Source organism: Telluria antibiotica, assembly GCF_011682055.1.
In the GTDB taxonomy this organism is placed as follows: domain Bacteria; phylum Pseudomonadota; class Gammaproteobacteria; order Burkholderiales; family Burkholderiaceae_D; genus Telluria; species Telluria antibiotica.
Map to the genome: position 1 here is coordinate 191,189 of NZ_JAAQOM010000002.1, position 23,386 is coordinate 214,574.

General features: G+C 70.4%; 21 protein-coding genes and 1 pseudogene. 13 read left to right on the forward strand and 9 right to left on the reverse strand.

All coding sequences use genetic code 11. The annotated features are described in order from the left end of the window. The first annotated feature begins 53 nt into the window (after positions 1–53). Positions 54–1,025, forward strand: a complete 972-nt coding sequence (locus HAV22_RS03845) for a cation diffusion facilitator family transporter (RefSeq protein WP_166856691.1) — start codon at positions 54–56, stop codon at positions 1,023–1,025. 13 nt (positions 1,026–1,038) lie between these two features. Here HAV22_RS03845 and HAV22_RS03850 read toward each other — a convergent pair whose 3' ends face one another. Next, on the reverse strand, positions 1,039–1,374 hold the full coding sequence (locus HAV22_RS03850) for a hypothetical protein (protein ID WP_166856693.1): 336 nt from the start codon (positions 1,372–1,374) through the stop codon (positions 1,039–1,041). A gap of 128 nt (positions 1,375–1,502) precedes the next feature. Here HAV22_RS03850 and HAV22_RS03855 point away from each other — a divergent pair, with 128 nt between their 5' ends. The 5 genes from HAV22_RS03855 to HAV22_RS03875 all read left to right on the forward strand — a co-directional run bounded on the left by HAV22_RS03855 (position 1,503) and on the right by HAV22_RS03875 (position 7,376). Beyond that, on the forward strand, positions 1,503–1,862 hold the full coding sequence (locus HAV22_RS03855; RefSeq protein WP_166856695.1) for a hypothetical protein: 360 nt from the start codon (positions 1,503–1,505) through the stop codon (positions 1,860–1,862). Between the two features lie 85 nt (positions 1,863–1,947). After that, positions 1,948–2,418 (forward strand): hypothetical protein, encoded by a 471-nt coding sequence (locus tag HAV22_RS03860; protein WP_166856697.1) that lies wholly within the window; start codon positions 1,948–1,950, stop codon positions 2,416–2,418. Further along, positions 2,418–3,821 carry a TolC family protein gene (locus HAV22_RS03865; RefSeq protein WP_166856699.1) on the forward strand — a complete coding sequence of 468 codons (1,404 nt, stop codon included), beginning with the start codon at positions 2,418–2,420 and terminating at the stop codon, positions 3,819–3,821. The genes HAV22_RS03860 and HAV22_RS03865 overlap by 1 nt, the downstream gene beginning before the upstream one ends. Then, positions 3,818–5,194 carry a multicopper oxidase family protein gene (locus tag HAV22_RS03870; protein ID WP_166856701.1) on the forward strand — a complete coding sequence of 459 codons (1,377 nt, stop codon included), beginning with the start codon at positions 3,818–3,820 and terminating at the stop codon, positions 5,192–5,194. Before HAV22_RS03865 ends, HAV22_RS03870 begins: the two co-directional genes overlap by 4 nt. A 103-nt stretch (positions 5,195–5,297) precedes the next feature. After that, on the forward strand, positions 5,298–7,376 hold the full coding sequence (locus HAV22_RS03875) for a TonB-dependent receptor (RefSeq protein ID WP_166856703.1): 2,079 nt from the start codon (positions 5,298–5,300) through the stop codon (positions 7,374–7,376). On the opposite strand, the gene HAV22_RS03880 is transcribed toward HAV22_RS03875, so the two are convergent. The 3 genes from HAV22_RS03880 to tssF are packed head-to-tail and all read right to left on the reverse strand — an operon-like array spanning position 7,377 to position 12,793. Next, the gene (locus HAV22_RS03880; RefSeq protein ID WP_166856705.1) at positions 7,377–9,881 is read right to left on the reverse strand and encodes a heavy metal translocating P-type ATPase; all 2,505 of its coding nucleotides are present in this window, start codon (positions 9,879–9,881) and stop codon (positions 7,377–7,379) included. Between the two features lie 51 nt (positions 9,882–9,932). After that, positions 9,933–10,934: a type VI secretion system baseplate subunit TssG gene (gene tssG / locus HAV22_RS03885; RefSeq protein ID WP_166856707.1), complete on the reverse strand. Its 1,002-nt coding sequence runs from the start codon at positions 10,932–10,934 to the stop codon at positions 9,933–9,935. Beyond that, complete coding sequence (gene tssF / locus HAV22_RS03890) at positions 10,925–12,793, reverse strand: type VI secretion system baseplate subunit TssF (protein WP_229421060.1); 1,869 nt, start codon at positions 12,791–12,793, stop codon at positions 10,925–10,927. The genes tssG and tssF overlap by 10 nt, the downstream gene beginning before the upstream one ends. Before the next feature lie 103 nt (positions 12,794–12,896). On the opposite strand from tssF, the gene HAV22_RS03895 reads away from it, so the two are divergent. Further along, a complete protein-coding gene (locus tag HAV22_RS03895) occupies positions 12,897–13,607 on the forward strand; it encodes a glutathione binding-like protein (RefSeq protein ID WP_166856710.1) in 711 nt (236 codons plus the stop codon). 6 nt (positions 13,608–13,613) lie between these two features. On the opposite strand, the gene HAV22_RS03900 is transcribed toward HAV22_RS03895, so the two are convergent. Beyond that, on the reverse strand, positions 13,614–14,342 hold the full coding sequence (locus tag HAV22_RS03900; RefSeq protein WP_166856712.1) for an SDR family oxidoreductase: 729 nt from the start codon (positions 14,340–14,342) through the stop codon (positions 13,614–13,616). Positions 14,343–14,557: 215 nt separating this feature from the next. Here HAV22_RS03900 and HAV22_RS03905 point away from each other — a divergent pair. From HAV22_RS03905 to HAV22_RS03920, 4 genes and pseudogenes are all read left to right on the forward strand, one after another. Then, positions 14,558–15,067: pseudogene (locus HAV22_RS03905) on the forward strand (SDR family NAD(P)-dependent oxidoreductase); the annotation flags it as partial. An 11-nt stretch (positions 15,068–15,078) separates the two neighbouring features. Further along, positions 15,079–15,975 carry a LysR family transcriptional regulator gene (locus HAV22_RS03910; RefSeq protein ID WP_166856716.1) on the forward strand — a complete coding sequence of 299 codons (897 nt, stop codon included), beginning with the start codon at positions 15,079–15,081 and terminating at the stop codon, positions 15,973–15,975. Between the two features lie 70 nt (positions 15,976–16,045). Next, positions 16,046–17,965: a putative bifunctional diguanylate cyclase/phosphodiesterase gene (locus tag HAV22_RS03915; protein WP_166856718.1), complete on the forward strand. Its 1,920-nt coding sequence runs from the start codon at positions 16,046–16,048 to the stop codon at positions 17,963–17,965. Between the two features lie 189 nt (positions 17,966–18,154). Next, positions 18,155–18,763, forward strand: coding sequence for a TetR/AcrR family transcriptional regulator (locus tag HAV22_RS03920; RefSeq protein ID WP_166856720.1), 609 nt, complete (start codon positions 18,155–18,157; stop codon positions 18,761–18,763). A gap of 16 nt (positions 18,764–18,779) precedes the next feature. Here HAV22_RS03920 and HAV22_RS03925 read toward each other — a convergent pair whose 3' ends face one another. Then, positions 18,780–19,769, reverse strand: a complete 990-nt coding sequence (locus tag HAV22_RS03925; RefSeq protein ID WP_166856722.1) for an aldo/keto reductase — start codon at positions 19,767–19,769, stop codon at positions 18,780–18,782. 115 nt (positions 19,770–19,884) lie between these two features. On the opposite strand from HAV22_RS03925, the gene HAV22_RS03930 reads away from it, so the two are divergent. Both HAV22_RS03930 and HAV22_RS03935 read left to right on the forward strand, forming a co-directional pair. Further along, complete coding sequence (locus HAV22_RS03930) at positions 19,885–20,781, forward strand: LysR family transcriptional regulator (protein ID WP_371869529.1); 897 nt, start codon at positions 19,885–19,887, stop codon at positions 20,779–20,781. Between the two features lie 9 nt (positions 20,782–20,790). Further along, complete coding sequence (locus tag HAV22_RS03935; protein ID WP_166856724.1) at positions 20,791–20,988, forward strand: hypothetical protein; 198 nt, start codon at positions 20,791–20,793, stop codon at positions 20,986–20,988. On the opposite strand, the gene HAV22_RS03940 is transcribed toward HAV22_RS03935, so the two are convergent. From HAV22_RS03940 to HAV22_RS03950, 3 genes are all read right to left on the reverse strand, one after another. Continuing rightward, positions 20,989–21,918: a pirin family protein gene (locus HAV22_RS03940; protein ID WP_166856726.1), complete on the reverse strand. Its 930-nt coding sequence runs from the start codon at positions 21,916–21,918 to the stop codon at positions 20,989–20,991. Between the two features lies 1 nt (position 21,919). Continuing rightward, on the reverse strand, positions 21,920–22,303 hold the full coding sequence (locus tag HAV22_RS03945) for an OsmC family protein (protein ID WP_166856728.1): 384 nt from the start codon (positions 22,301–22,303) through the stop codon (positions 21,920–21,922). 178 nt (positions 22,304–22,481) lie between these two features. Then, positions 22,482–23,183 (reverse strand): pirin family protein, encoded by a 702-nt coding sequence (locus HAV22_RS03950; RefSeq protein ID WP_166856730.1) that lies wholly within the window; start codon positions 23,181–23,183, stop codon positions 22,482–22,484. Positions 23,184–23,386 lie beyond the last annotated feature (203 nt).

The window sequence follows — 23,386 nt, forward strand, 5'->3', positions numbered from 1 at the left end:
TTGGCTACACTTGGTTCGACATCCGGTTCGACATCCAACAACGACGACAGCCCATGACGGACACCGACAACGAACGAGGCGCCGACGCCGACGACAGCGGCAACAAGGAAAGCGGATCGCGCAAGGTGATCTACGCGGCCGTCCTCGCCAACCTGGGCATCGCCGTGGCCAAGTTCATCGTGGCCGCCATCACGGGCAGCGCCGCCATGCTCGCGGAAGGCATCCACTCCGCCGTCGACACGGGCAACGAGTTCCTGCTGCTGATCGGTGAACGTAACAGCGCCAAGCCCGCCGACAAGAGCCATCCGTTCGGGTACGGCAAGGCATTGTACTTCTGGGCGCTGCTCGTCGCGCTGTCCGTGTTCTCGCTGGGCGGCGGACTCTCGATCTACCACGGCATCAGCGCGCTGCGCCACCCGGATCCGGTCGAGGACCCGCTGTGGAACTACGTCGTGCTGGCCGTCTCCGCCTGCTTCGAGGGCTACAGCTGGAACGTGTCGCGGCGTGAACTGAACAAGCGGCGCAAGCCTGGCGCGTCGCTGTGGCAGACCGTCCATGCGAGCAAGGACGCGTCCGTGTTCACGGTCTTCATCGAAGACACGGCCGCGCTGCTGGGCCTCGCCATCGCGGCCGTGGGCATCACGCTGGGCTGGCTGTTCGACAGTCCCTACTTCGACGCGGGCGCGTCGGTCATGATCGGCCTGTTGCTCGTGGGCGCCGCGTTCGCCCTCGCGCGCGAGACGGGCGCGCTGCTCGTGGGCGAAGGCATCGGCACGGACGCCACGCGGCGCGTGTGCCAGATCCTGCGCGACGACCCGTCGATCGAGGACGTGGGCAAGGTGCTCAGCATGCAACTGGGGCCGGACGACGTGCTGCTGACGGCGGCCGTGCGCTTCAACCGCGGCATGCGCATCGACGAGGTGGAGGCCGCGATCGAACGGCTGGAAACCGCGGTGGCGGCCGCGTATCCGCCGATCCGCCACATCTATTTCGAATCGGGCGCGCTGCGCTCGGCGATGCGCTGACATCGGCCGGGTCCTAATCCGCGGACGCGGCGGGCAGTGCGCGAAAGCGCGCCGAACGGGCCTCGAACTCGCGCAGCAGGCCCGCAACGACGGCCGCCGTATGCGCCCGCAGCGCCTGCGGATCGGGATCGGCATGAGCGGCGGCCCGCAGCGCGGCGCATTCCGCCAGTTGTGCCAGCGCCACGACGACGTCGGCGCGGCCCCGGACGCCCTGCGCGCTGGAGTAATACGGGCGGCAGCGCCGGTCGAGCACGAACGTGCCCTGCACGAGGCGGTCGACCCCCATGTCGAAGATCACCCGCTCGATGACCTGCGCGGCACGTTCGCCCACCTGGCGGCGGCTGCGCATGGCCCGCGTCGCAAACAAGTGCCCCAAGATGCCCATACGGCGTCGTCCCTTTAGTCATTGTCGACATGCTACCACGCGCGTCGCGCCCGGCGCACTGCCAAGCAGCGGCACCGTGCTAGAATCGCGCCGTGAATACCGTCCTGCGCTCGCTGTTCGTCTGGTTGTTGTTGCTGGCCCTGCCCGTCCAGGGCGTGGCGGCGGCGGCGCGCATGCTGCCGTCCGTGGCTGCACCGGCCGCCATGGCGGCCGCGCACCATTGCCACGACACGGCACCTGCCGCGGATGCCGCCAAGGCCGCCGACGCGCATCACCCGGACAAGCATCACGGAGCGTGCGCCGACTGCTGCATCGCCGCAGCGCCCGTGCCGGCGACGGTCGTCGCGCCGGCGTGCGCGCCCCCGTCGGTCGCCATCCCCTTCCGCGCCGGCCACGTGCCCAGCGTCGACCCGGCGCTGCCCGAACGCCCTCCCCGCCTTTTCGTCGCCTGAACGGCGCGGCCACCGAGCCGCGTCCGCAGTCCGTCGCCCGCGCACTGAGCGCTGCGGCGTCCTTCACGCATTCGAACGAGACGATATGAAACGACACCACCTGACCTGTGCGCTGGCCTGCCTGCTGGCCGGCGCAGCCACGCACGCCGCCGCGCAGACCGCACCCGGCGGCGTCGCCGATCCGCAGGCACCGGCGCCCGCCACGCGCGCGCAGCCGGCCATCGACTACCACACCGAACCCGCGCCGGCCGCACGTCCCGACGAAGCCTGGCGCACCGCCAATACGACCGTCGGCGGACGCAATCCGATGCGACTGACCATGCCCGGCATGCAAGGCAGTCACGACCACCATGCCGGCATGGACATGGACGCGATGCAGTGCATGGGGGGCGGCGGCTGCGCGTGTTGCGACGGCAAGGACAAGATGCCGGCCCATGGCGACCATGGCGATCACGGCGCCATGCAGTGCAAACCGGCCGATGGCGGTTGCGGATGCTGCAGCGGCATGGCGATGAAGGACGGCGCCGGCTGCTGCGACCACAAGGAGGGCAAGTGATGCGGCGCCCTGGTCTCCGCACCGGCCCGCCCGCCGCGCTGGCCGCGCTCGCGCTGTTGTCCGGCTGCGCGACCGTCGCGCCGGATGGCGGCTTCGGCGACGTCGCGGCCACGACGCAGGCGCGCATCGGCGCGACGCCGGAACTCGCGCGTGACGGTGCCGGCGCCCTCGCCGCCTCGCTGCGCGACCTCCCGGTGTTCGCGCAAGGCGCGCCGCTCGACATGGACGCCGCGGTGCGCATCGCCGTCGTCAACCACGCTGGCCTGCAGGCCACGTACCGGAACGTCGGCGTCGCGCAGGCCGATCTCGTCACCGCGTCGCGGCCGCCGAATCCGAAGCTCGACTTCAAGCGGCTGGCGGGCGGTGGCGCCCTCGAGATCGAACGCGGCATCACGTTCGACCTCGTCGGCCTGCTGACGGCACCGCTGGCCGCGCGCATGGAAACGCGCCGCTTCGAACAGGTCAAACGCGACGTGGGTGCCGCCATCGAGCGGCATGCGCTGGAAACGCGCACGGCGTGGATCGAGGCCGTGGCGAGCCGGCAGGCGCTCGACTACGCGCGCCGCGTGCTGGCCGCGAGCGCCGCGGGTGCCGAACTCACGGGTCGCATGGCCAGCGTCGGTAACACGAACCAGCTGGAGCTGGCGCGCGAACAGGTCTTCCACGCCCAGGCCGCGGGCGACGTCGCGCGCGCGGCGCGGCGCGCGACGGCCGCGCGCGAACGCCTCACGCGCGCGCTGGGCCTGTGGGGCAAGGATGCAGATTATGCGTTGCCCGACCACCTGCCCGACCTGCCGGCCGCGCCGGCCGACCTGCCGGACGTCGAACGCCTCGCGCTGGCGCAACGCCTGGACGTGCAGGCGGCACGGGCGGACGCGGCCGCCACGGCGGCCGACCTGGGCCTCACGCGCACGACGCGCTTCATCAACGTGCTCGACGCGGGTTACGCAAACAAGTCGCAGACGGACGCGCCGACGGAACGCGGCTACACGCTGTCGCTGGAACTGCCGCTGTTCGACTGGGGCGGCGCGCGCGTCGCCCGCGCCGAGGCCACGTACATGCGGGCCGTGGACCGCGTCGCGCTCGCGGCCGTCACGGCGCGCAGCGAAGCGCGCGAGCGCTACCTCGCCTACCGCAACGCGTACGATGTCGCGCGCCACTACCGCGACACGATCATCCCGCTACGCAGGAAGATCGGGGACGAAGTCCTGCTGCGCTACAACGGCATGCTCGCGAGCCCGCAAGACCTGCTGGCCGACGCGCGCGCACAGGCCGAGGCGGTCACCGCCTACATCGAGGCGCAGCAGGCGTTCTGGGAAGCGCAAGCCGAACTGGAAGCCGCCCTGGGCATGCGGATCGCCCCGCAGGCCGCGCCCGCAACGCACAAGGAACACGCAGAATGACGAACCGCAGACATTTCATTACCGGCGCGGCCGGCGCCATGGTCGGCGCCTCGCTCGTGTCGAAGGCCGCCGCGGCCGCCATCCCGGAAGCGCCCGTGCAGTCGTCGCCCGCCACGCAGCCGCCGCTGCATCCCGCGAGCGGCCGGCCGTACAACCCCGTCGTCACGCTGAACGGCTGGAGCCTGCCGTGGCGCATGAAGGACGGCGTCAAGGAATTCCACCTGGTGGCCGAACCCGTCGTGCGCGAGATCGCGCCCGGCATGAAGGCGAACCTGTGGGGCTACAACGGGCAGAGTCCCGGCCCCACGATCGAGGTCGTCGAGGGCGACCGGGTGCGCATCTTCGTGACCAATAAACTGCCGGAGGCGACGACGATCCACTGGCACGGCCAGATCCTTCCCAGCGGGATGGACGGGGTGGCGGGTCTGTCGCAGCCCGCCATCGCACCGGGCAAGACGTTCGTCTACGAATTCGTCGCGCGCCACGCGGGCACCTTCATGTACCACCCGCACAGCGACGAGATGACGCAGATGGCGATGGGCATGATGGGCTTCTGGGTCACGCACCCGAAGGACCCGCGCCAGCACGCCGTCGACCGCGACTTCGTGTTCCTGCTGAACGCCTACGACATCGCCCCCGGCAACTACACGCCCAACGTGAACACGATGCTGGACTTTAACCTGTGGACCATCAACAGCCGCGCCTTCCCCGGCACCGACCCGATGGTCGTGCGCAAGGACGACCGGGTGCGCATCCGCATGGGCAACCTGACGATGACGAACCACCCGTTCCACATCCACGGCCACCGCTTCGAAGTGACGGGGACCGATGGCGGCTGGTTGCCGCCGGCCGCGCGCTGGCCCGAGGTGACGGTCGACATCGGCGTGGGCCAGATGCGCGCGATCGAATTCGTCGCGGACAATCCCGGCGACTGGGCGTTCCACTGCCATAAATCGCACCACACGATGAACGCGATGAGCCACGCCATGCCGAACCTCGTCGGCGTCGACCAGGCCGGCGTGGCGAAGACCATCAACGACCTCGTGCCCGGCTATATGGTCATGGGCGACAAGGGCGGTTCGATGGGCGGCATGCAGATGCCGCTGCCGGAGAACACGCTGCCGATGATGGCGGGCAGCGGGCCGTTCGGCGACATCGAGATGGGCGGCATGTTCACCGTCATCAAGGTGCGCGAGGGCCTGGCGCGGGGCGATTACCGCGACCCGGGCTGGTACGAGCACCCCGCCGGCACGGTGGCGCGCGAGTGGACGGGCGCGCTGCCCGACGCCCCGAGCGCGCCGCCCGCGCCCGCGCAGGGCGAGGTGATCGGCACCGCCAAGCGCGGCGGGCACGAAGGCCACGAAGGGCACTGAGCGCGCAGAGCCGTCACGCGCAACCGGCCGCCGGTCACACACCGTGACGCGGGCGGCCGCACCTCGCCGACAATCCCCTGCATCGGATTGAAAAGGACGTCACATGCAGAGGAAGATGGTGTGCGCGGCCGTGCTCGGGCTCGCGGCACGGGCGGCGCTCGCGGGCGACGGCGACGAACCGGCCGCGCCGACGGTGACGGTCACGGCGAAAAAAGAAGCCGTCGCGCGCAAGCTCGACCGCACGGTCTACGACGTGTCCACGCTGCCGCGCGCGGCCAACGGGTCCGCGCAGGACGTGCTGCAGGCGACACCCGAGCTTTCCGTCACGGCCGATGGCCGGATCGCCGTCAAGGGCAGCACGCAGGTCACGGTGCTGGTCGACGGCAAGCCGACGGCGCTGCTGGCGGGGTCCGCGGAAGACCGTGCCGTCGCGCTGCAGACGATGAGCGGTGCCGGCATCGCCAGCGTCGAAGTGATCACGAATCCGTCGGTGGCGCAGGACGCCAACGGCGGCGCGATCGTGAACATCGTATTGAAGCGCAACCGCAAGCCCGGTGCCCATGCGCAGCTGCGGTGCAGCGCGACGGACCAGGGCTTGTGGAATACTGGCGCATCGGGCGACATGACCCGCGGGCCGCTGAGCGTGCACGGCAGCATCGCGTACCGCCACGACGGCACGCTGAAAATCCGCGGCTCGGAGGTCGACTGGACCGACCCGCTGTCCGGGCTGCCCGCCCGCACGGTGCAGACGTCGCGCGTCTTCGTCCGCCGCGTCGTCGACAGCGCGGCGCTCGGTGCCGACTACGCGCTCGGTGCGGCGGACAGCGTGAGCGTCTCGGCCCGCCACAGCGGCCGCCACTCGCGCCCCCTGTTCGACGTGCTGTCCGCGGAGCGCACGGGCGCCGCCGACACGATCTACCACCGCATCTCCAACGGTCCCAACGAACAGTCCGACGACAGCGCGAGCCTGGCCTACAGCCGCCAGGGCAACGGCACGGCGCTCAAGGCCGCCTTCGAGCACAGCGCCACGCGCGCGCTGGTGGACAAATCGTATCGCGACGTGTTCGTCGAACCCCTGCGCGCGAGCACCTACAGCCACGGCGCGACGCGGTCGGCGCGCCGTCTCGACCAGGCCACCGTCGACTGGAGCGGCGCCGCGCCGCACGGCCAGTGGGGCGCGGGCCTCGACCTGCACGACCGGACGGACGACATCGGCAATGTCCAGGCGGAGCTCGATCCCGCGACCGGCGCGGAGAGGCCAGATCCCTCGACCACCAATGTCTACGCGGTGACGACGACCGTGCGCGCCGCGTACGTGACCGACAAGGTCCGGCATGGCGACTGGGAAGCCCTGCTCGGCGCGCGGGCCGAACGCATGGCGGTGCGCGTCGACGCGGTCCAGGGTGCCGCGCACACGGACCACTGGCAAGCCGTGAACCCGAGCGTGCACGTGCGGCGCGCGTTCGGGGACGACGCCGACGTGACCCTGTCCTATCGCGGCAGCCTGCAGATGCCCGACCCGCGCGACCTGAATCCGTTCACCACCTACGTCGACGCGCAGAACCGCAGCCGCGGCAACCCTGGCCTGCGGCCGCAGCGGCTCGGCGCCTGGGAACTCGGTGCCCACGCCCAGGGGGGCCGCGTGGATGGGACTGTCGGCGTGTTCTACCGGACGAGCCGCGACACGGTGGTCGCAGCGCACACCGTGTCGGACAACGTGCTCGTCACGTCGCAGCAAAACGGCGGACATGGCCGCTCGGTCGGCGTCACGGGCTCGCTCGACTGGACGCCGGCGGTAGCGCTGCACCTCGGTATCGACGGCGGCATGGTCCGCGTGGCACTCGACACGCCGGACGTGGCCGGCCCCGTGCGCCAGCGCGGCGCGGCGGGCTACCTGAACGTCAGGGCCGGTTACAGCGCCGGCCGCGACGACCTGTCGCTCGACGCGCACGCGCAATCGGCCGGCATCACGCCGCTCGGCCGCTACGGCCCGACGAGCAGCGTGAACGTGACGTGGAAGCATGCGCTGGGCAAAACACTCAGCCTGACCGTCAACGCCAACGACGTCTTCGACGGCAGCCTGCGCACCTACGGGACGGACACCGGCACGTTCCGCCAGGCCGGGTTCGACCACTTCGTCGCCCGGCGGGTCTACGTCGGCTTCGTCAAGACGATCGAGTGATCAGGCGCTTTTGGCCGTCACCGGATAGCCCGCCGCGTCGATCGCGCGTGCGATGGCGTCCAGGTCCGCCGTGCTGTCCACTTTGACCTTCTTCGTCGCCAGGTCGACGTCGACCTTCGCATTCTTGTCGACGGCCTGCACGGACTTCGTGACGCGGCCCACGCAGTGGCCGCAGCTCATGTCTTCGACGGTCAATTCATACATCGTGTGTGCTCCTTGTGCCGGGGCCGGTGCGGCCCCGTTGGTTGAGTGAGTGGCGAACAGCGGCACGTCCGGCATTGGGTCGGCCGCGACATCGACGGCGGGACGCGGTGCGGGCCGCCAGCGCCGCAGCAGCAGCGCGTTGGTGACGACGCTGACGGAACTGAGCGCCATCGCCGCCCCGGCCAGCACGGGGTTCAGCAGGCCCAGCGCCGCGACGGGAATGCCGACGACGTTGTAGACGAACGCCCATGCGAGGTTCTGGCGGATCTTGCGCCACGTGCGGTCCGAGATGTCGATGGCGTCCGCGACGAGCAGCGGATCGCCGCGCATCAAGGTGATGCCGGCCGTGTGCAGCGCGACGTCCGTGCCGCCCGCCATCGCGATCCCGACGTGGGCCGCGGCCAGCGCGGGCGCGTCGTTGATGCCGTCGCCGACCATGCCCACCTGGCGGCCCTCTTTCATCAGCCCGCGCACGACGTCCGCCTTGTCCTGCGGCTGCACGTGCGCGACCCAGCGGTCCAGGCCCAGCGCCCCGGCGACGGCACGGGCACTGCCGTCGTTGTCGCCGCTGAGCATCATGCTGTCCACCCCGAGCGCGCGCAGGCGGGCGATGGCGGCGGCACTCGTCGCCTTCACGCGGTCGCCGAACGCGAGCACGCCATCCACGACGACCTCCGCACCGCGCACGCGCACGAGCCAAGACACGGTGCGGCCATCCGCCTCGTGGCGCTCGGACGCCGCAAGCAGCGCGGCCGGCAACTCGACACCACCGCCGATGTCGTCCAGCAGGCGGCGGTTGCCGAGATAGACGACGTTGTCGCCCACGCGGGCGCGCACGCCGCGGCCGGGCAGCGCGGCGGCGTCGGCGGCCTTCGGCGCCACGACCTCGCGCGCCGCCGCCAACTCCGCCACCGCACGCGCCAGCGGGTGCGCGCTGCCCCGCTGCACGGCCGCTGCCAGTGCCAGCACGTTGGCTGGGTCATTGCCTTCCAGCGCGACGACACGCGGCCGGCCTTCCGTCAGCGTGCCCGTCTTGTCGAAGACGACCATGTCGAGCGCGTGCGCCGTCTCCAGCGCTTCCGCGTCCTTGATGAGGATGCCGTGGCGCGCGGCCGCGCCCGTGCCGACCATGATGCTCGTGGGCGTCGCGAGGCCCAGCGCGCATGGGCAGGCGATCACCTGCACGGCGACGGCGTTCAACAATGCCGCCTGCCAGTCGCCGGTCATGACGCCCCACGCGAGCAGGGTGACGAGCGAGATCGCCAGCACGACGGGCACGAACACGGCGCTGACCTTGTCGACGAGGCGCTGGATCGGGGCCTTCGCGGCCTGCGCGTCCTCGACCATGCGGATGATCCGCGCGAGCATGCTGTCCGCGCCGACGGCCGTGGCCTCGGCCAGCAGCAGGCCCTCGCCGTTGACGGCGCCGCCCGTCACCCGGTCGTCGACGCCTTTCGCGACGGGCAGGCTTTCACCCGTCAGCAGCGCCTCGTCGAGATGGCTTGCGCCTTCCACGACGCGGCCGTCGGCCGGCACGCGCTCGCCGGGCCGCACGACCATCAGGTCGCCGGCGCGCAGCGCGTCGAGGGCGATCGTCTCGTCGCGGCCGTTGCGGCGGACGATGGCGGTCGACGGACGCAGCGCTTCCAGCGCGCGGATCGCGGCGACGGTCTGGTGGCGCGCGCGTCCTTCCAGCCATTTGCCGAGCAGGACGAGCGTGATGACGACGGCCGCCGATTCGAAATACAGGTGCGGCATCGGGTGCCCGCCGCCCGCGCGCAGGAGCTGGTACAGCGACAGGAAGTACGCGGCCGACGTGCCGATCGCCACGAGCAAGTCCATGTTGCCGGCGCCGGCGCGCGCCGCCTTCCAGCCGGCGCGATAGAACCGGGCGCCGAGCCAGAACTGGACGGGCGTGGCCAGCGCGAGCTGCAGCCAGCCGGGCAGCATCCAGTCGATGCCAAACACGCGCAGCACCATCGGCGCGACGAGCGGTGCGCTCAGCACTGCGGCCGCCGCGACCGGCCACCAATCCGGAAGCGCACCCACCTGGACCGCCTCGCGCTTGCCCGCGCCCGACGGCCGCGCCTCGTAGCCGGCCTGCTCGACGGCAGCGACGATGGCCTGCAGGTCGAGCGCTGGCCCACGCACGGCCGCCCGTTCCGTGGCCAGGTTGACGCTCGCATCGACCACGCCCGGCACGGCCTTGATCGCCTTTTCGACGCGTGCGACGCAGGAAGCGCAGGTCATGCCCCCGATGTCGATGTCGAGGGCGGCATCGTCCGCCATTGTCGTGTCCATGGTTCCTCCTGTGATGACGACCACAGGATATGGCTTCCCACAATGGGAAGGTCAAGGGGATTGTAGCGCGGGCAGCGGATCCAGCGGGCGCAGTTCGTAACAGAGGTCGGCGCGGTCGGCCGGCGCCGGGGCGGAATAAAGATAACTGTCGAGGCCAAGGCGGCGGCCGGACGGGCCCAAATGCACGGCGCCGAGGTCCGCCTGGCGCAGCACGAGCACGACGTGGTAGGCGAGCGTCGGTACGGCAAACAGGCCAAGCAGGGTGCGCAGCGCGCGCGCGCCGGGCGCGCCGGGCAGGAAGCGGTCGTAGCGGGCACGGTCGAGGGGGCCGATGCGCACGCGCACGCGCAAGTCCGGCCGCCAGCTGCGCGCGCCCAGCAAGGCGCGCCGGCCGAGCTGGGAGTCCACGCCCAGCACGCTCTGTTCGCGGGGCGCGAGGCGGTCCCAGTGGCCGATGCCCTCTTCCACGCGCACCGCGACGCCGAAGTGACTGGACAGCACGCGCGCCAGCACGGCCGCCGACACGGGCCGCCGGCGCAGCAGGCCGGCGAAGGCGCCCAGCGCGGTGTCCGGGACGCCGTCCTGCGCGAACGCGTCGCGCGCGGGCAGGCCGGCCAGCGCCAGCAGCATGGGCAGGTAGGCGTCGCGCGGTCCGGCCACGAGATGCTCGACCCGGTAGATGCGCCACGCGCGGTACCACAGCGTGACCATGCGCGTGCTGAACATGTCGAGGAAGGCGCGGGCCGCCTGGCCCTCGGGCGCGTCGGCGGGAAGCGCGAGCAGGCGCTCCGTCACGTGCAGCGGCAGCGCGCCGTGCGCGCCCAGCAAGCCCATGAACGCGGGCGTGAGCCGATACGTGTCGCCGTCGCGCACCGCCGCCTCCAGCTGGCTGGGCGGGAACGCGAGCGCCACGCTGTTGGGAAAGCGCAGGTGGCGGTCGAGCGCGACCCGTTCGGGGATGCCCCGCTCGCCCAGCGCCAGCAGCAGCAGGCGCACGGCCTGGACGACGTCGAAGCGCTGGGGCTCGGCCAGCAGGCGGGCGATCAGGTCCATGGGCGGCCGGACTGCGCGCCGGACCCGCGCGGGGCGCAGGCGACGATTTCCCGGCCCGTCTGGTGCGACACGACCTGCAGCCGCGTGAAGCCGTTCAGTTGCCCATTCAGCGCGACGTAATGGTCGAGCACCTGCACGAACGGATACAGGCCCGTGCCCGCGAACGCGTCCTCGTCGACGGTGATCCGGATGCCGATGCCGGGGACCAGCGTGGCGACGGGCGCCGCGGCCAGCCACTCGCGCACGCTGCCGTGCTCCAGCCCCACGATGCCGGCGATCTGGCGCTGCGCGACGGGCGCGCGCGGCAGGTCGTACAGCGCGAGCATCCTGCGGAATTCGTCCAGGCCCGCCATCGACCACGCCGTGTGGTCCAGCGCCAGGTGGGCGATCACGCGCCAGTGCGTGCCGCGCGTGCCGGGGAAACGCCAGCCGGGCGACGGCTTGCGCAGCATGCGGACGGGCGCCAGGCCCGACAGCTCGTCGCTGCGCAGGTCGCCCTGCGGCTGGCCCCAGGCGAGGTGCGACGGCAGGTCGCGGTTGCTGCACGTGAGGTCCGTGGACAAGGTGGCGCCGGCCGCGTCGAGCGGGCGGAAATCGCCGTCGACGAGGGCGATGCGCATCTCGTGGCCTGGGCTGACGGCAGCCGTCGCCTCGTCGCGCCGCGCGACCCAGTAGTGCGCGGCGCCGGACGACGGGACGCCCGGCGTGGCGACGCCCGACGTGTACAGCGGCTCGAACGACGTGACGGTGCCCGTGTCCGCACGCACGAGGCGCACGGCGTCCACGCTGTGGATCTCGTATGCGGCCGCGTGCGCGCCGTCCGCCAGCAGCGGGTAGTCGGCGCTCGTGTACGCGAGCTGCAACGGCGCGCCCGCCTTGGGGAACAGGTTGACGACCGGGGTACAGCCGGGCAGCAGGTTGCTTGCATCCAGCCCGGCCAGCAGGCGCGCCGCGTCCGAGTCGGGCGCGATACCGGACAGCGCGACGTGCAACGTGAAGCCGCGGCAGCGCGGCGGCAGCAGGCCCGCGAGCGCCGCCAGGTCGACGTCGATGAAGTTGAATTTTTCCGGATAACAGAAATACTCGGTCAGCAGGCGCGGCGCGGGATGCGAGCGCGCGGGATACGGCAGCACCGCGTCCTCGTCTGCAAACCCCGCGAGACGCAGCGGCACGCGGGGCAGCGGCAGCCAACCCGTGTCGCCGTCCGGCTGCAGCCACGCGGCGGCGCAGCGCAGGAACAGCGCGTCGACGAGCATGGCGCGCAGCGACGCCTCGCCGTCGGCGAACAGGCGCAGCACGGGCGGGCAGTGCGGCGGCAGGCGGTCGAACGTGAAGCCCGAGCGGGTGGCCTCGACGGTGAGGCTGATGGTGCATGCGGCGCCGCGCGGCATCCTCTGCATGCGCGCGACGCCGTGCAGCGGCCCGAACGCCAGCCGCGTCACGGAGAGCGGTGCCAGCAGCACGTCGTAGACCGTGCGGAAGCGGCACGGGCTGTCGCTGCCGGCGCTCGTCCGCAGCATCGTGCCTCGTGCCAGCACGGACGGATGCGCGGGCACTTCGGCGGGCGCGCGGCCGCCGATCTGCACGATGGAATACGAGGGCAGCGGCCGCAGGTAATGGGGATACAGGCTGTCGAGCAGCGCTTCCGTGAAGCGGGGATAGTCGTCGTCGAGGCGCTTGTTGATGCGCGCGGACAGCAGCGCCACCGACTGCACGAGCCGGGCGACGCCGGGATCGTCCCACCCCTCGCCCGTCACGTGCAGCGCGCCGGCTGGCTTCGGATAGCGGGCGCGGAATTCGCGCGCGAAGTGGCCGAACAACCCCAGCTCTTCCTCGTAGTAGCGCAGCAGCTCGTCCATCGCTCCCCACCGATCGTTGCCCGAGACCAAGATGTATGCTCCCACCCTGCGCCGTCGCGTATCTTGAGTACAATCAACGCAATCCAACCGACAGGAGACGTCCGTGCCCGACCTGACCCCATTCCTCATCACGCAGCGATGGCCCGCGCAGCACCCCGACCGCCTGCAGCTGTATTCGCTGCCCACGCCGAACGGCGTCAAGGTGTCGATCATGCTCGAAGAGATCGGGCTGCCGTACGAAGTGCACCGCATCGCGTTCGACAAGAACGAGCAGACGACGCCGGAATTCATGTCGCTGAACCCGAACAACAAGATCCCCGCGATCATCGACCCCAACGGCCCGGGCGGCAAGCCGCTCCCGCTGTTCGAATCGGGCGCCATCCTGCTCTACCTGGCGGAGAAGACCGGCAAGCTGCTGCCCGCGGACCCGGCGCTGCGCTACGAGACGATCCAGTGGCTGATGTTCCAGATGGGCGGCATCGGCCCCATGTTCGGCCAACTGGGGTTCTTCCACAAATTCGCCGGCCGCGAATACGAGGACAAGCGCCCGCGCGACCGCTACGTGCACGAGGCGAAGCGCCTGTTGGGCGTGCTGGACGCGCACCTGAAGGGCCGCACCTGGCTCGTGGGCGACGAATACACGATCGCCGACGTGGCCACATTCCCCTGGGTGAACAACCTGGTCGGCTTCTACGACGCGGCCGAGATCGTCGGCTTCGACCGCTTCCCCGAAGTGGGCCGCGTGCTCGAGGCGTTCCGCGCCCGCCCCGCCGTCAAGGAAGGCCTGCAGATCCCGCGCGCGCCTGCCGCGTGACGGTGCTTACGACAGGGTGCGCAGGTCGGCGATGACCTCCGCACCGAAGCCCGCGCCGAGCAGGTAGTCGACGAGCTGTTCGGCGCACCTGTCCGGATCGAGCAGCGCCCCCGACTCCTTCAAGTCGATGAAGCGCTGGCGCATGGGGAAGCGTGACTCGGGCACGGCGCGGATCTCGGATTGCATCCCCGTGTCGATGACACCGGGCGCGAGGCTGCAGATGCGCACGCCCCGCTCGCGGTCGAGCGCGACGGCGCGCGCGTGCTGGTCGAGGGCGGCCTTGGTGGCGCAGTAGACGCTCCAGCCGGGATACGCGTTGCGGCCCGCGCCGCTGGAGATGTGCAGGATCCGCCGTTGCGCCCCATCGCTGGCGCGCACGACGGCCGCCGCCAGCGCCATCGGCGCCGCCACGTTCAGCTGCACGGCACGCAGCACGGCTTGCGGGTCCTGCGCGTCGAGCGGGCCGACGGGGCTCACCATGCCCGCGTTGTTCAACAAAAGGACGGCGCCCGTGCCGTCCAGGTAGTCGCCGAGCGCGCCGCCGGCCAGCCAGCCGGACAGCGCGACGCTGTCGGCCAGGTCCAGCTCGACTTCCTCGAACAGATCGGGATACGCGTCCGTCAGGTCGGCCGAACGGCTGCGCGCCAGGCCGAGCACGGGGACGCCGCGTGCCAGCAGGTTGCCGGCAAGCGCGGCGCCGAGGCCCTTGGTGTGGCCGGTCACTATCGCTTTCATGGTGGTCTCCAGGTGCCCGCCGCGGGCCGCTCACCCATGTTAGCGCAAGGCCGGGGCGCCAGCCAATCGTGCGCCGGGGACGGTGCGCCCGTCCGCCACCGCGCTTTGGGCCAATTGTTATTTCAAATGGAATTCATAAGCATTTTTAGCCTGGATTATCCGTAGAAAGAAATCAATCATCATGACCTCACCGTCAACCCATCCAGGAGATCACGATGACTACCCAAGCGAACCCCAGCACCCGCGTCGCCCTCGTCACCGGCGCATCGCGCGGCATCGGCGCCGCCGTCGCCGTCAACTACGCCGGCAATGAAGCCGCGGCGCACGCCACCGTCGCCGTCATCGCAGGGGCCGGCGGCCGCGCCATCGCCGTGCGCGCCGACGTGGCGGACGCCGCCGACGTGAAGCGCATGTTCACGACGATCGAAGAGACGCTCGGCCGCGTCGACGTCCTCGTCAACAATGCGGGCGTCCTCCCGTACGTGACCATCGCCGAGACGAGCGACGACGTGTTCGCCCGCGCGATGGCCATCAACGTCACGGGCACGTTCAACACGATGCGCGAGGCGGCCACCCGGATGAACGACGGCGGACGCATCGTCAACTTCTCGACGAGCGTGCTGCACATGGCGCCGCCCACCTACGGCGTGTACGTGGCCACGAAAGGCGCCGTCGAAGCGCTGACGCGCGTGTTCGCGAAGGAGCTGCGCGGCCGCGCCATCACCTGGCGACGCAGATGGATCGGTTCCAGGAGATGCAGATCTTCGTGCGCATCGTGGAGCGCAGGAGCTTCACGCAGGCCGCCGAGGACCTGTTGATCCCGCGCGCCACCGCCACCAATGCCATCAAGCGCCTGGAGAACCGCCTCGGCACGCGCCTGCTGGACCGGACGACACGCGCCGTCGCGCCCACGCAGGACGGCGCCGCGTACTACGAACGGTGCGTGCGCCTGCTGGCCGACCTCGACGAAGCGGAGGACGCGTTCCGCGGCAGCGAGCCCGCCGGCCTGTTGCGCGTGAACCTGCAGCCCACGCTCGCGCGCTACTTCGTGTTCCCCGCGCTGCCCGCCTTCCTCGCCCGCTATCCGCGCATCCAGTTGCACGTGGGGGAGGACGACCGCCTCGTCGACCTCGTGCGCGAAGGCGTCGACTGCGTGCTGCGCGCGGGCCAGCTGCACGATTCGTCGATGGTCGCGCGGCGCGCGGCCGACCTCGAACAGGTGACGGCCGCGAGCCCCGCGTATGTCGAACGCTTCGGCATGCCCGGGACGCTGGCCGATCTCGTGCATCACCAGGCCGTGCATTACGTGTCGACGGCGACGGGGCGCCCGTATCCGCTGGAATTCATGACGGACGCCGGCCTCAAGCTGGCGACGCCGCCGGGCGTCGTGTTCGTGACGGGCACGGAAGCCTATACGGCGGCCGCCCTCGCCGGCCTGGGTCTCGTGCAAGTCCCGCGCTACCGCATCGCCGACCGGCTGCAGGACGGGCAGCTCGTCGAAGTGCTGGCCGACGTGCCGCCGCCGCCGATTCCCGTCTCCGTGCTGTACCCGCGCGCGCGTCAGCTGTCCGCGCGGGTGCGCGTGTTCGCGGACTTCCTCGTGCAGCGGTTCCGCGACGCTGGGAGTGCCTAGCAGCAAGCTCGTGCCTCGGCTTTGCCGCCCGTGGCAGAATGTGTCTCAGCCGATCTCCACAAGACACGCCATGCAGACCCCATCGATTCCGCTCGACGAAGCGCGCCGGCTGACGGCGCTGCACGCCACGCGCCTCCTCCACACCGCCCCGGAAGACGCATTCGACCGCATCACCCGCATGGCCAGCCGCCTGCTCAAGATGCCGATCGCGCTCGTGTCGCTCGTCGACAAGGAAGACCAGTGGTTCAAGTCGCGCTGCGGCATCGACTTCACGGGGACGCGGCGCGCGGTGTCGTTCTGCGGCCATGCGATCCTCGACCGCGAACCGCTGATCGTCCCCGACGCCAAAGAGGATCCGCGCTTCGCCGACAACCCGATGGTCGTGAACCCGCCGCACGTGCGGTTCTACGCGGGCGTGCAGCTGTACTCGATCGACCGCATGCCGCTGGGCACCCTGTGCGTGCTCGACCGCGTGCCGCGCACGCTCGACGACGACGACCTCGACATCCTGCGCGACCTTGCGCGCATGACGGAACAGCTGATCCACTTCCGCCAGCTCGCGACGGCCGCGCAGTCGCTGCAGGCGCACGTGTACGTGGACAGCGACAATCCCGACCTCGCGGCGGCCGCGGGCCAGGTCGAGTTCCTGCTCACGCACGACGCGCTGACGGGGCTCGCGAACCGCCAGGTCCTCGTGCGCACGATCGGCGACAACCTGGAGACGTGGAAGCGCGACGGCCAGCACGTGCTCGTCGCGACGGTCAACGTCGACAAGTTCAAGCGCCTCAACGAACTGCTGGGCCACCACGCGGGCGACAAGGCCCTCGTGGACATCACGGGAAGCCTGCAGGCCCTGCTGCGCCCGGGCGACCTGCTGGCGCGCGCGGGCAGCGACGAATTCGTCCTGCTGCTGCCCGGCCTCGGCGACGACACCGTCGCGCGCGACCGCCTGCGCCAGCTGCTGCAGGCCGTCACGCGCGAATTCACAGCAGGCGGCGCCGGTGCCGGTGGGGCCGTCCCGCTCACGTGCAGCATCGGCTACGCCATCTTCCCGGAAGACGGCGCCGACGGCGACGTGCTCCTGAACGACGCGACGATGGCCGTGCGGCGCGCCAAGGCGCTGGGCGGAGGCCAGATCCAGCGCTATTCGGAAGAGCTGAGCCAGGCCATGCAGCGCAAGGTGACACTGGAAAATCAGCTCCGGCACGCGCTCGAACGGGGCGAGCTGTCGCTGAACTACCAGCCCAAGACCGACCTGCACGGCGGCGGCGTGGCGGGCCTCGAAGTGCTCGTCCGCTGGCAGCATCCGGAACACGGCGCGATCTCGCCCGCCGAATTCATCCCCATCGCGGAGGAGTCCGGCCTCGTCGTGCCGATCGGCGAATGGATACTGCGCACGGCCGTGGCGCAGCGCCGCGCCTGGAGCGACGCCGGTGTGCCCGACGTCCCGGTTGCCGTCAACCTGTCCGGCAAGCAGTTCCTGGGGACGGACGTCGTCGCGCTCGTCGACGGTGTGCTGCGCGAGTCCGGCCTGTCCCCGCGCCTGCTGGAACTGGAGCTCACGGAAAGCATCTCGATGGACGACCCGGCCCGCACGGCCGACCTGATGCGCCGGCTACGCGAGCTCGGCACCACGCTCAGCATCGACGACTTCGGCACCGGGTACTCGAGCCTCAGCTACCTCAAGCGCCTCCCGGTCGACAAGCTGAAGGTCGACCGCTCGTTCGTCCTCGACGTCCATCAAAGCGCCGATTCGCTGGCGATGGTCAAGGCGATCATCGGCATGGCGCACACGCTGCGGCTGGCCGTGATCGCCGAGGGCGTCGAGACGGACGAGCAGGTGGCCGTCCTGCGCAGCGCCGGCTGCGACCAGATCCAGGGCGATTACTTCAGCAAGCCGCTCGATGCCGACGCCTGCGCCGCCTACCTGCGCGAGCATGCGGCCCCGGCGGAAGTACCCCGGGGCGCCGCCGCCGGCGGGGCCGCGTAGCCGCTGTATGTACGGGAAGATGCAACACCAATTCCGGCAAATCGATGGCCGGAATTGTGGAATCCCATATGAAGGATTAAAATGATGACACGGGGCGTTGCCCAATTTCATTAAACGCACCGATGCCAGGCAGGTCCGTCGCACCCGGCCGCACGGACCGCATACAACAATTCCAAACCAACCAAGAGCATGCGTTACTCTAGTAACCATAAGGCCGAAACGCGGCAACGCATCATCGGCGAAGCCGCGCGCCGCTTCCGCAAGCACGGCATCGAAGGCACCGGTCTGGTGCCGCTGATGAAAGCGCTCGGCCTTACCCATGGCGGTTTCTACGCCCATTTCGAATCGAAGGATGCGCTCGTGCAGGCTTCGCTGGAAGCCGCCGCCGAGCAGACGCTGGAACGGTGGCAGGCGCCGCCTGCCGCCGCGCCTACCGCCGTGCCCATGCCCGAACCGGCCACCCCGGCCGGCGACGAACCCGTGCGCGCCGTCATCGACGACTACCTGTCCACGCGCCACCGCGACGAGCCGGGCGAAGGCTGCCCGCTGCCCACGCTGGCGGCGGAACTCGGCTTGCGCGGCCAGCCCAGCGCGACGGCGGACGCGATGATCGAGCACATGACGGCGCTGCTGGCCGATTGCCGCCTCGCGGCCGGCCCCGGCGACGGCGGCATCGTGGCGCTCGCCGCCATGGTCGGCGCCCTCACCCTGGCGCGCGCCGTGTCGGACCGGGCCGCGTCGGACGGCATCCTGGCCACCGTGCGCGCCGCGCTGCAGCCGGGGCCGCGGGAGGCGTGAGCGGCGGCAGGCTGCGTCAGCGGTCGACCATCGCCAGCGCCTTCTCCGTGTAGCGCGCACCCGCGACGCCGATCTCCTCGAGCGCCCCGTCGAGGCGGCGCATATCGTTGGCGTCGAGCCGCAGGTCGGCCGCGGCCACGTTCTGCTCCAGGTACGTGCGGCGCTTGGTGCCGGGGATCGGCACGATGTCGTCGCCCTTGGCCAGCAGCCACGCCAGCGCCACCTGGCCGGGCAGCGCGTGGTGCGCGGCCGCGATCTCCTTCACGAGGCCCGCAATGGCCTGGTTGCGGTCGAAGTTTTCCCCCTGCAGGCGCGGGTCGTTCTGGGCGCGGAAATCGTCCGCCGGATAGTCCTCGGCGCGCTTCGCGGTGCCGGTAAGGAAACCCCGGCCGAGAGGGCTGAACGGCACGAAGCCGATGCCCAGCTCGCGCAGTACCGGGAGCACGTCCGCCTCGATATTGCGCTCCCAGATCGAGTACTCGCTCTGCAGCGCCGTCACGGGCTGCACGGCGTGCGCCCGGCGGATCGTCGACGCACCCGCTTCCGACAGGCCGAAATACAGCACCTTGCCTTCGCGGATCAGGTCTTTCACCGTACCCGCCACGTCCTCGATCGGCACGGCCGGGTCGACGCGGTGCTGGTACAGCAAGTCGATGCGGTCCGTGCGCAGGCGTTTCAGCGACGCCTCGACCACCTCGCGGATGTGTTCCGGGCGGCTGTCGGCGCCGGCGAAGTGGCCCTTGCCGATGACGAAGCCGAACTTCGTCGCGATCTGCACCTGGTCGCGCCGGCCGGCCAGTGCGCGGCCCAGCAATTCCTCGTTCGTGAACGGGCCATACACTTCCGCCGTGTCGAGGAAGGTGCACCCCAGGCCGATGGCGCGGTGGATGGTCGCGATCGATTCCGCGTCGTCCGGCGTGCCGTACGCATGGCTCATGCCCATGCAGCCCAGGCCGATGGCGGAAACTTCCAGGCCCTGCATTCCAAGGCGTCGTGTCGTCAGCATGTCGTTGTCCTTTGCTCGTGATACCGCCCGCGGCGGCTTGATGACAATGTACGCGTTGCGTCTTGCAAAGAAAACACCAATAATCGGCGGATCATTTTCCAAAAATGGAAGACTCGTGGATTGGAACGACCTGAAATACTTCCTCGAAGTGGCGCGTGGCGGCAGCCTGACGCGGGCGTCGGACGTGCTGCGCGTGAGCCAGTCGACCGTGAGCCGGCGCATCGCCGAGCTGGAGACGCGCCTCGGCACCCGTCTGTTCGCCCGCCACCAGACGGGCTACTGCCTCACGGACGAGGGCCGCGAACTGCTCGGCCGCGCGGAAGCCGTCGAGGACAACATGCTCGCGTTCGAGCGGGGCGCGTCGGGCCTGGCGCCCGCCGTGTCGGGTCTCGTGCGCCTCGCCACGTCGGAAAACCTGGCGACGGACCTCGTGATTCCCGCACTGCCCGCCTTCGTCGCGCGCCACCCGCAGCTGCGCCTGGAAATCGTCACGACGACGGCCACCGTGGAACTGGGCCGGCGCGACGCCGACCTCGCGCTGCGCGTGGTCCGTCCCAGCCACGGCAACCTCAAGACACGCCGCCTCGGCGAGATGACGCACGGCGTGTACGGCAACCGCGACTATCTCGCGCGGCATCCGGCGCGCGGCGACGATCCGCTGGCCGGCCGCGCCGTCGTCACGTGGGACGAGGCGCACGCGCACCTGCCCGCGGCGCAATGGCTGGCGCGGCGCGCGCCGGACGCTCGCGTGGTGCTGGCCGCATCGACGTTGCGCGCGCAGATCGCCGCCGTGCGCGCGGGACTCGGGCTCGCCGTCCTGCCGGATTTCCTCGTCGCCGGGTCGGACCTCGTGCGCGTGCTCGCGCCGGACCAGGTGTTCAGCGACGGCGTCTGGCTCGTCATCCACGCCGACCTGGCGGCGTCCGCGCGCGTGCGGGCCGTCGCCGATTTCCTTGCGGAGGCGGTGGCGGGCAGCGCGCTGTCCGGCCGGCCCGTCGCGCCTTCGTGTTAGCATCTGGCGATGGAAAAACGAAGCGACTACAAGACCGCCTTGCTGATCGAGGCGGCAATCCACGAGGCCCAGGAAGAACGCCGCTCGCCCGCGCGCGCGCTGGCGGCCCTGGGCGTGCCGTTCGACGTCGCGATGCGCGTGCTCACACGCCCGGACGAGCGGCGCCACGTCGTCCCGCCGCCGCGCAGCGCGGGCGCGCAAGGATAGTCACGGATAGCGCACGGGCCGGCCCGGCAGGTCGGGCAGCGGGATGAATTCCGTCTCGCCCGGCACATGCGGGAATCGTTGGGCTTGCCAGTCTTCCTTGGCCTGCTCGATGCGGTCGGCGGAACTCGACACGAAATTCCACGTCAGGTAGCGCGGGCCGTCCATCGGTTCGCCGCCCAGCAGCATCACGCGCGCGCCGGCCTCCGCCGTCGCGGCCAGGGTCACGACAGCGCCCGGTTTCAGCACGAGTAGCTGGCCCTGTTCGAAGCGGCCATCGCGGCCCAGGTCGAGCGTGCCGGCGACGACGTACAGCGCCTGCTCCGGATACTCGGCCGGCAATGTGAGGCGCGCGCCCGGCTGCAGCGCCAGGTCGACGTAGAACAGCGGCGACTGCACGGGCACGGGCGACGTCTTGCCGAAATAGCTGCCGGCGATGATGCGCGCGGTGGCGCCGTCGCCGTCGAGGATCGGCAGTTGCTGCGCGCCCGTGTGCGAAAACGCCGGGTCGCATTCTTCCTTCGCCTGCGGCAGCGCCACCCAGCACTGCAGGCCGAACAGGTTGGAACCGGCGGCCCGGACGTCCGGCCCCGTGCGTTCCGAGTGAACGATGCCCTTCCCGGCCGTCATCCAGTTCACCTCGCCCGGCTTGATGTCCTGCACGGTGCCCAGGCTGTCGCGGTGGCGGATCTGGCCATCCAGCAGATACGTGACGGTGGCCAGCCCGATGTGCGGATGCGGACGCACGTCGATGCCCTCGCCCGCATGGAACACATGCGGCCCCATCTGGTCGAGGAAGACGAACGGGCCCACCATGCGCCGGTCCTTGTGCGGCAGCGCGCGCCGCACCTCGAAGCCACCGCCCAGGTCGTGCGTGCGCGGGATAACGACGGTGTCCAGGCCACTGCCGTACTCTTGGTCGAACGTGCTCATGTCAGCGTGCCTCCGTGGTGATCTGGATCGTGCCCGACAAGGTCTTGTGCACCGGGCATTTGTTGGCGATGTCGGTCAGGCGCGCCTTCGCATCACTATCCAGCGCGCCCACGTATTCGATCACGCGGTGCAGGCCGTACGCCGCGCCTTCCTGGCCGTGTTTGATGGACACCTTCACTTCGTCCAGCGCATAACCCTTGCGCTTCGCGTACAGGCTGACGGTGAGCGTCGTGCACGCGGCCAGCGCGGCCGCGAGGATGTCGTGCGGCTCGGGGCCGCTGTCCTCGCCGCCGAATTCCGGCTTCACGTCCGTCAGGATGCGGTGCTTGCCGATCTCGATCACCTGCTGCAGCGGCCCTTCGCCGCGATGCGTCGTCACTTCCATGGCTCGTTCTCCTCGTCTCTTTCGTTTGCGTGGATGTCCGCCACCCGTGCGCCAGGTCGCGGACTGATTGTACCCGTCTCAGGCCGTACGGCCGCGCAGCACGTCGACCCGTGCGGCGCCGCGTTCGCGCAGGCGCCCCGCAAAAATCGTCGCGTTGACTCGCTCATCGTTTGCCTGTTCAGGCCGGCAGATCGAACAGCAGCACTTCGGCGTCCTGTGCGTCCGACATAGTGACGACGGCTTCCTCGCCGATTTCGACGGCGTCGCCCGCGTCGAGGACGCAGCCGTTCACGGTCACGGTGCCGCGCGCCACCTGGACGTACGCCTGGCGGCCGGGCAGCAGCGCATGGTCGACGCGCTCGCTGCCGTCGAGGATCGTCGCGTAGATGGCGGCGTCCTGGCGCAGCGACACGGAACCGTCGCGACCGTCGTGCGACGCGATCAGGCGCAGCGCGCCGCGCTTGCTCGCCGTGTCGAAGTGCTTCTCTTCGTAGCCCGGCGCGCCGCCCGTCTCGTTCGGGATCACCCAGATCTGCAGGAAGTGCACAGGTTCCGTCGCCGAGTGGTTGTACTCGCTGTGCGTGACGCCCGTCCCGGCGCTCATGCGCTGCACGTCGCCATAGCGCAGCACGGAGCCGTTGCCCATGCTGTCCTTGTGCGCCAGCGCGCCGTCCAGCACGTAGGAGATGATCTCCATGTCCTTGTGGCCGTGCGGGTCGAAGCCGCGACCCGGGGCCACGCGGTCCTCGTTGATCACCCGCAGCGGGCCGACGTGCATGTGCGCCGGATCGTGGTAGTGGCCGAACGAGAAGGTGTGCTGCGAGCGCAGCCAGCCGAAACTGGCGACACCGCGATCCGCGCTTTTACGTACTTTCAGCATGTTGCTCTCCTTGTGATGGTGTTCGAACCGTTCGAACACGTTGCGCTCCACCGGCCTTGCGGCACCGCCGTCCCTGCCGGTGCAAGGGCGTTTCCATGGAAGGCATTATGGGTGCTGCTCAGCGAGAAGAAAAACGAGTTGTTTTATGGCCTGCGATCGATTTTTTCGATAATCGCGCAGCGCCTGGCGACGCTACACTGTGG

Bases quoted from the DNA above. Each gene is read 5' to 3' on its own strand.
- HAV22_RS03845 (WP_166856691.1), top strand. From the start codon at position 54: ATGACGGACACCGACAACGAACGAGGCGCCGACGCCGACGACAGCGGC.
- HAV22_RS03850 (WP_166856693.1), bottom strand. From the start codon at position 1,374: ATGCGCAGCCGCCGCCAGGTGGGCGAACGTGCCGCGCAGGTCATCGAG.
- HAV22_RS03860 (WP_166856697.1), top strand. From the start codon at position 1,948: ATGAAACGACACCACCTGACCTGTGCGCTGGCCTGCCTGCTGGCCGGC.
- HAV22_RS03865 (WP_166856699.1), top strand. From the start codon at position 2,418: ATGCGGCGCCCTGGTCTCCGCACCGGCCCGCCCGCCGCGCTGGCCGCG.
- HAV22_RS03870 (WP_166856701.1), top strand. From the start codon at position 3,818: ATGACGAACCGCAGACATTTCATTACCGGCGCGGCCGGCGCCATGGTC.
- HAV22_RS03875 (WP_166856703.1), top strand. From the start codon at position 5,298: ATGCAGAGGAAGATGGTGTGCGCGGCCGTGCTCGGGCTCGCGGCACGG.
- HAV22_RS03880 (WP_166856705.1), bottom strand. From the start codon at position 9,881: ATGGACACGACAATGGCGGACGATGCCGCCCTCGACATCGACATCGGG.
- tssG (WP_166856707.1), bottom strand. From the start codon at position 10,934: ATGGACCTGATCGCCCGCCTGCTGGCCGAGCCCCAGCGCTTCGACGTC.
- tssF (WP_229421060.1), bottom strand. From the start codon at position 12,793: ATGGACGAGCTGCTGCGCTACTACGAGGAAGAGCTGGGGTTGTTCGGC.
- HAV22_RS03900 (WP_166856712.1), bottom strand. From the start codon at position 14,342: ATGAAAGCGATAGTGACCGGCCACACCAAGGGCCTCGGCGCCGCGCTT.
- HAV22_RS03910 (WP_166856716.1), top strand. From the start codon at position 15,079: ATGGATCGGTTCCAGGAGATGCAGATCTTCGTGCGCATCGTGGAGCGC.
- HAV22_RS03915 (WP_166856718.1), top strand. From the start codon at position 16,046: ATGCAGACCCCATCGATTCCGCTCGACGAAGCGCGCCGGCTGACGGCG.
- HAV22_RS03920 (WP_166856720.1), top strand. From the start codon at position 18,155: ATGCGTTACTCTAGTAACCATAAGGCCGAAACGCGGCAACGCATCATC.
- HAV22_RS03925 (WP_166856722.1), bottom strand. From the start codon at position 19,769: ATGCTGACGACACGACGCCTTGGAATGCAGGGCCTGGAAGTTTCCGCC.
- HAV22_RS03935 (WP_166856724.1), top strand. From the start codon at position 20,791: ATGGAAAAACGAAGCGACTACAAGACCGCCTTGCTGATCGAGGCGGCA.
- HAV22_RS03940 (WP_166856726.1), bottom strand. From the start codon at position 21,918: ATGAGCACGTTCGACCAAGAGTACGGCAGTGGCCTGGACACCGTCGTT.
- HAV22_RS03945 (WP_166856728.1), bottom strand. From the start codon at position 22,303: ATGGAAGTGACGACGCATCGCGGCGAAGGGCCGCTGCAGCAGGTGATC.
- HAV22_RS03950 (WP_166856730.1), bottom strand. From the start codon at position 23,183: ATGCTGAAAGTACGTAAAAGCGCGGATCGCGGTGTCGCCAGTTTCGGC.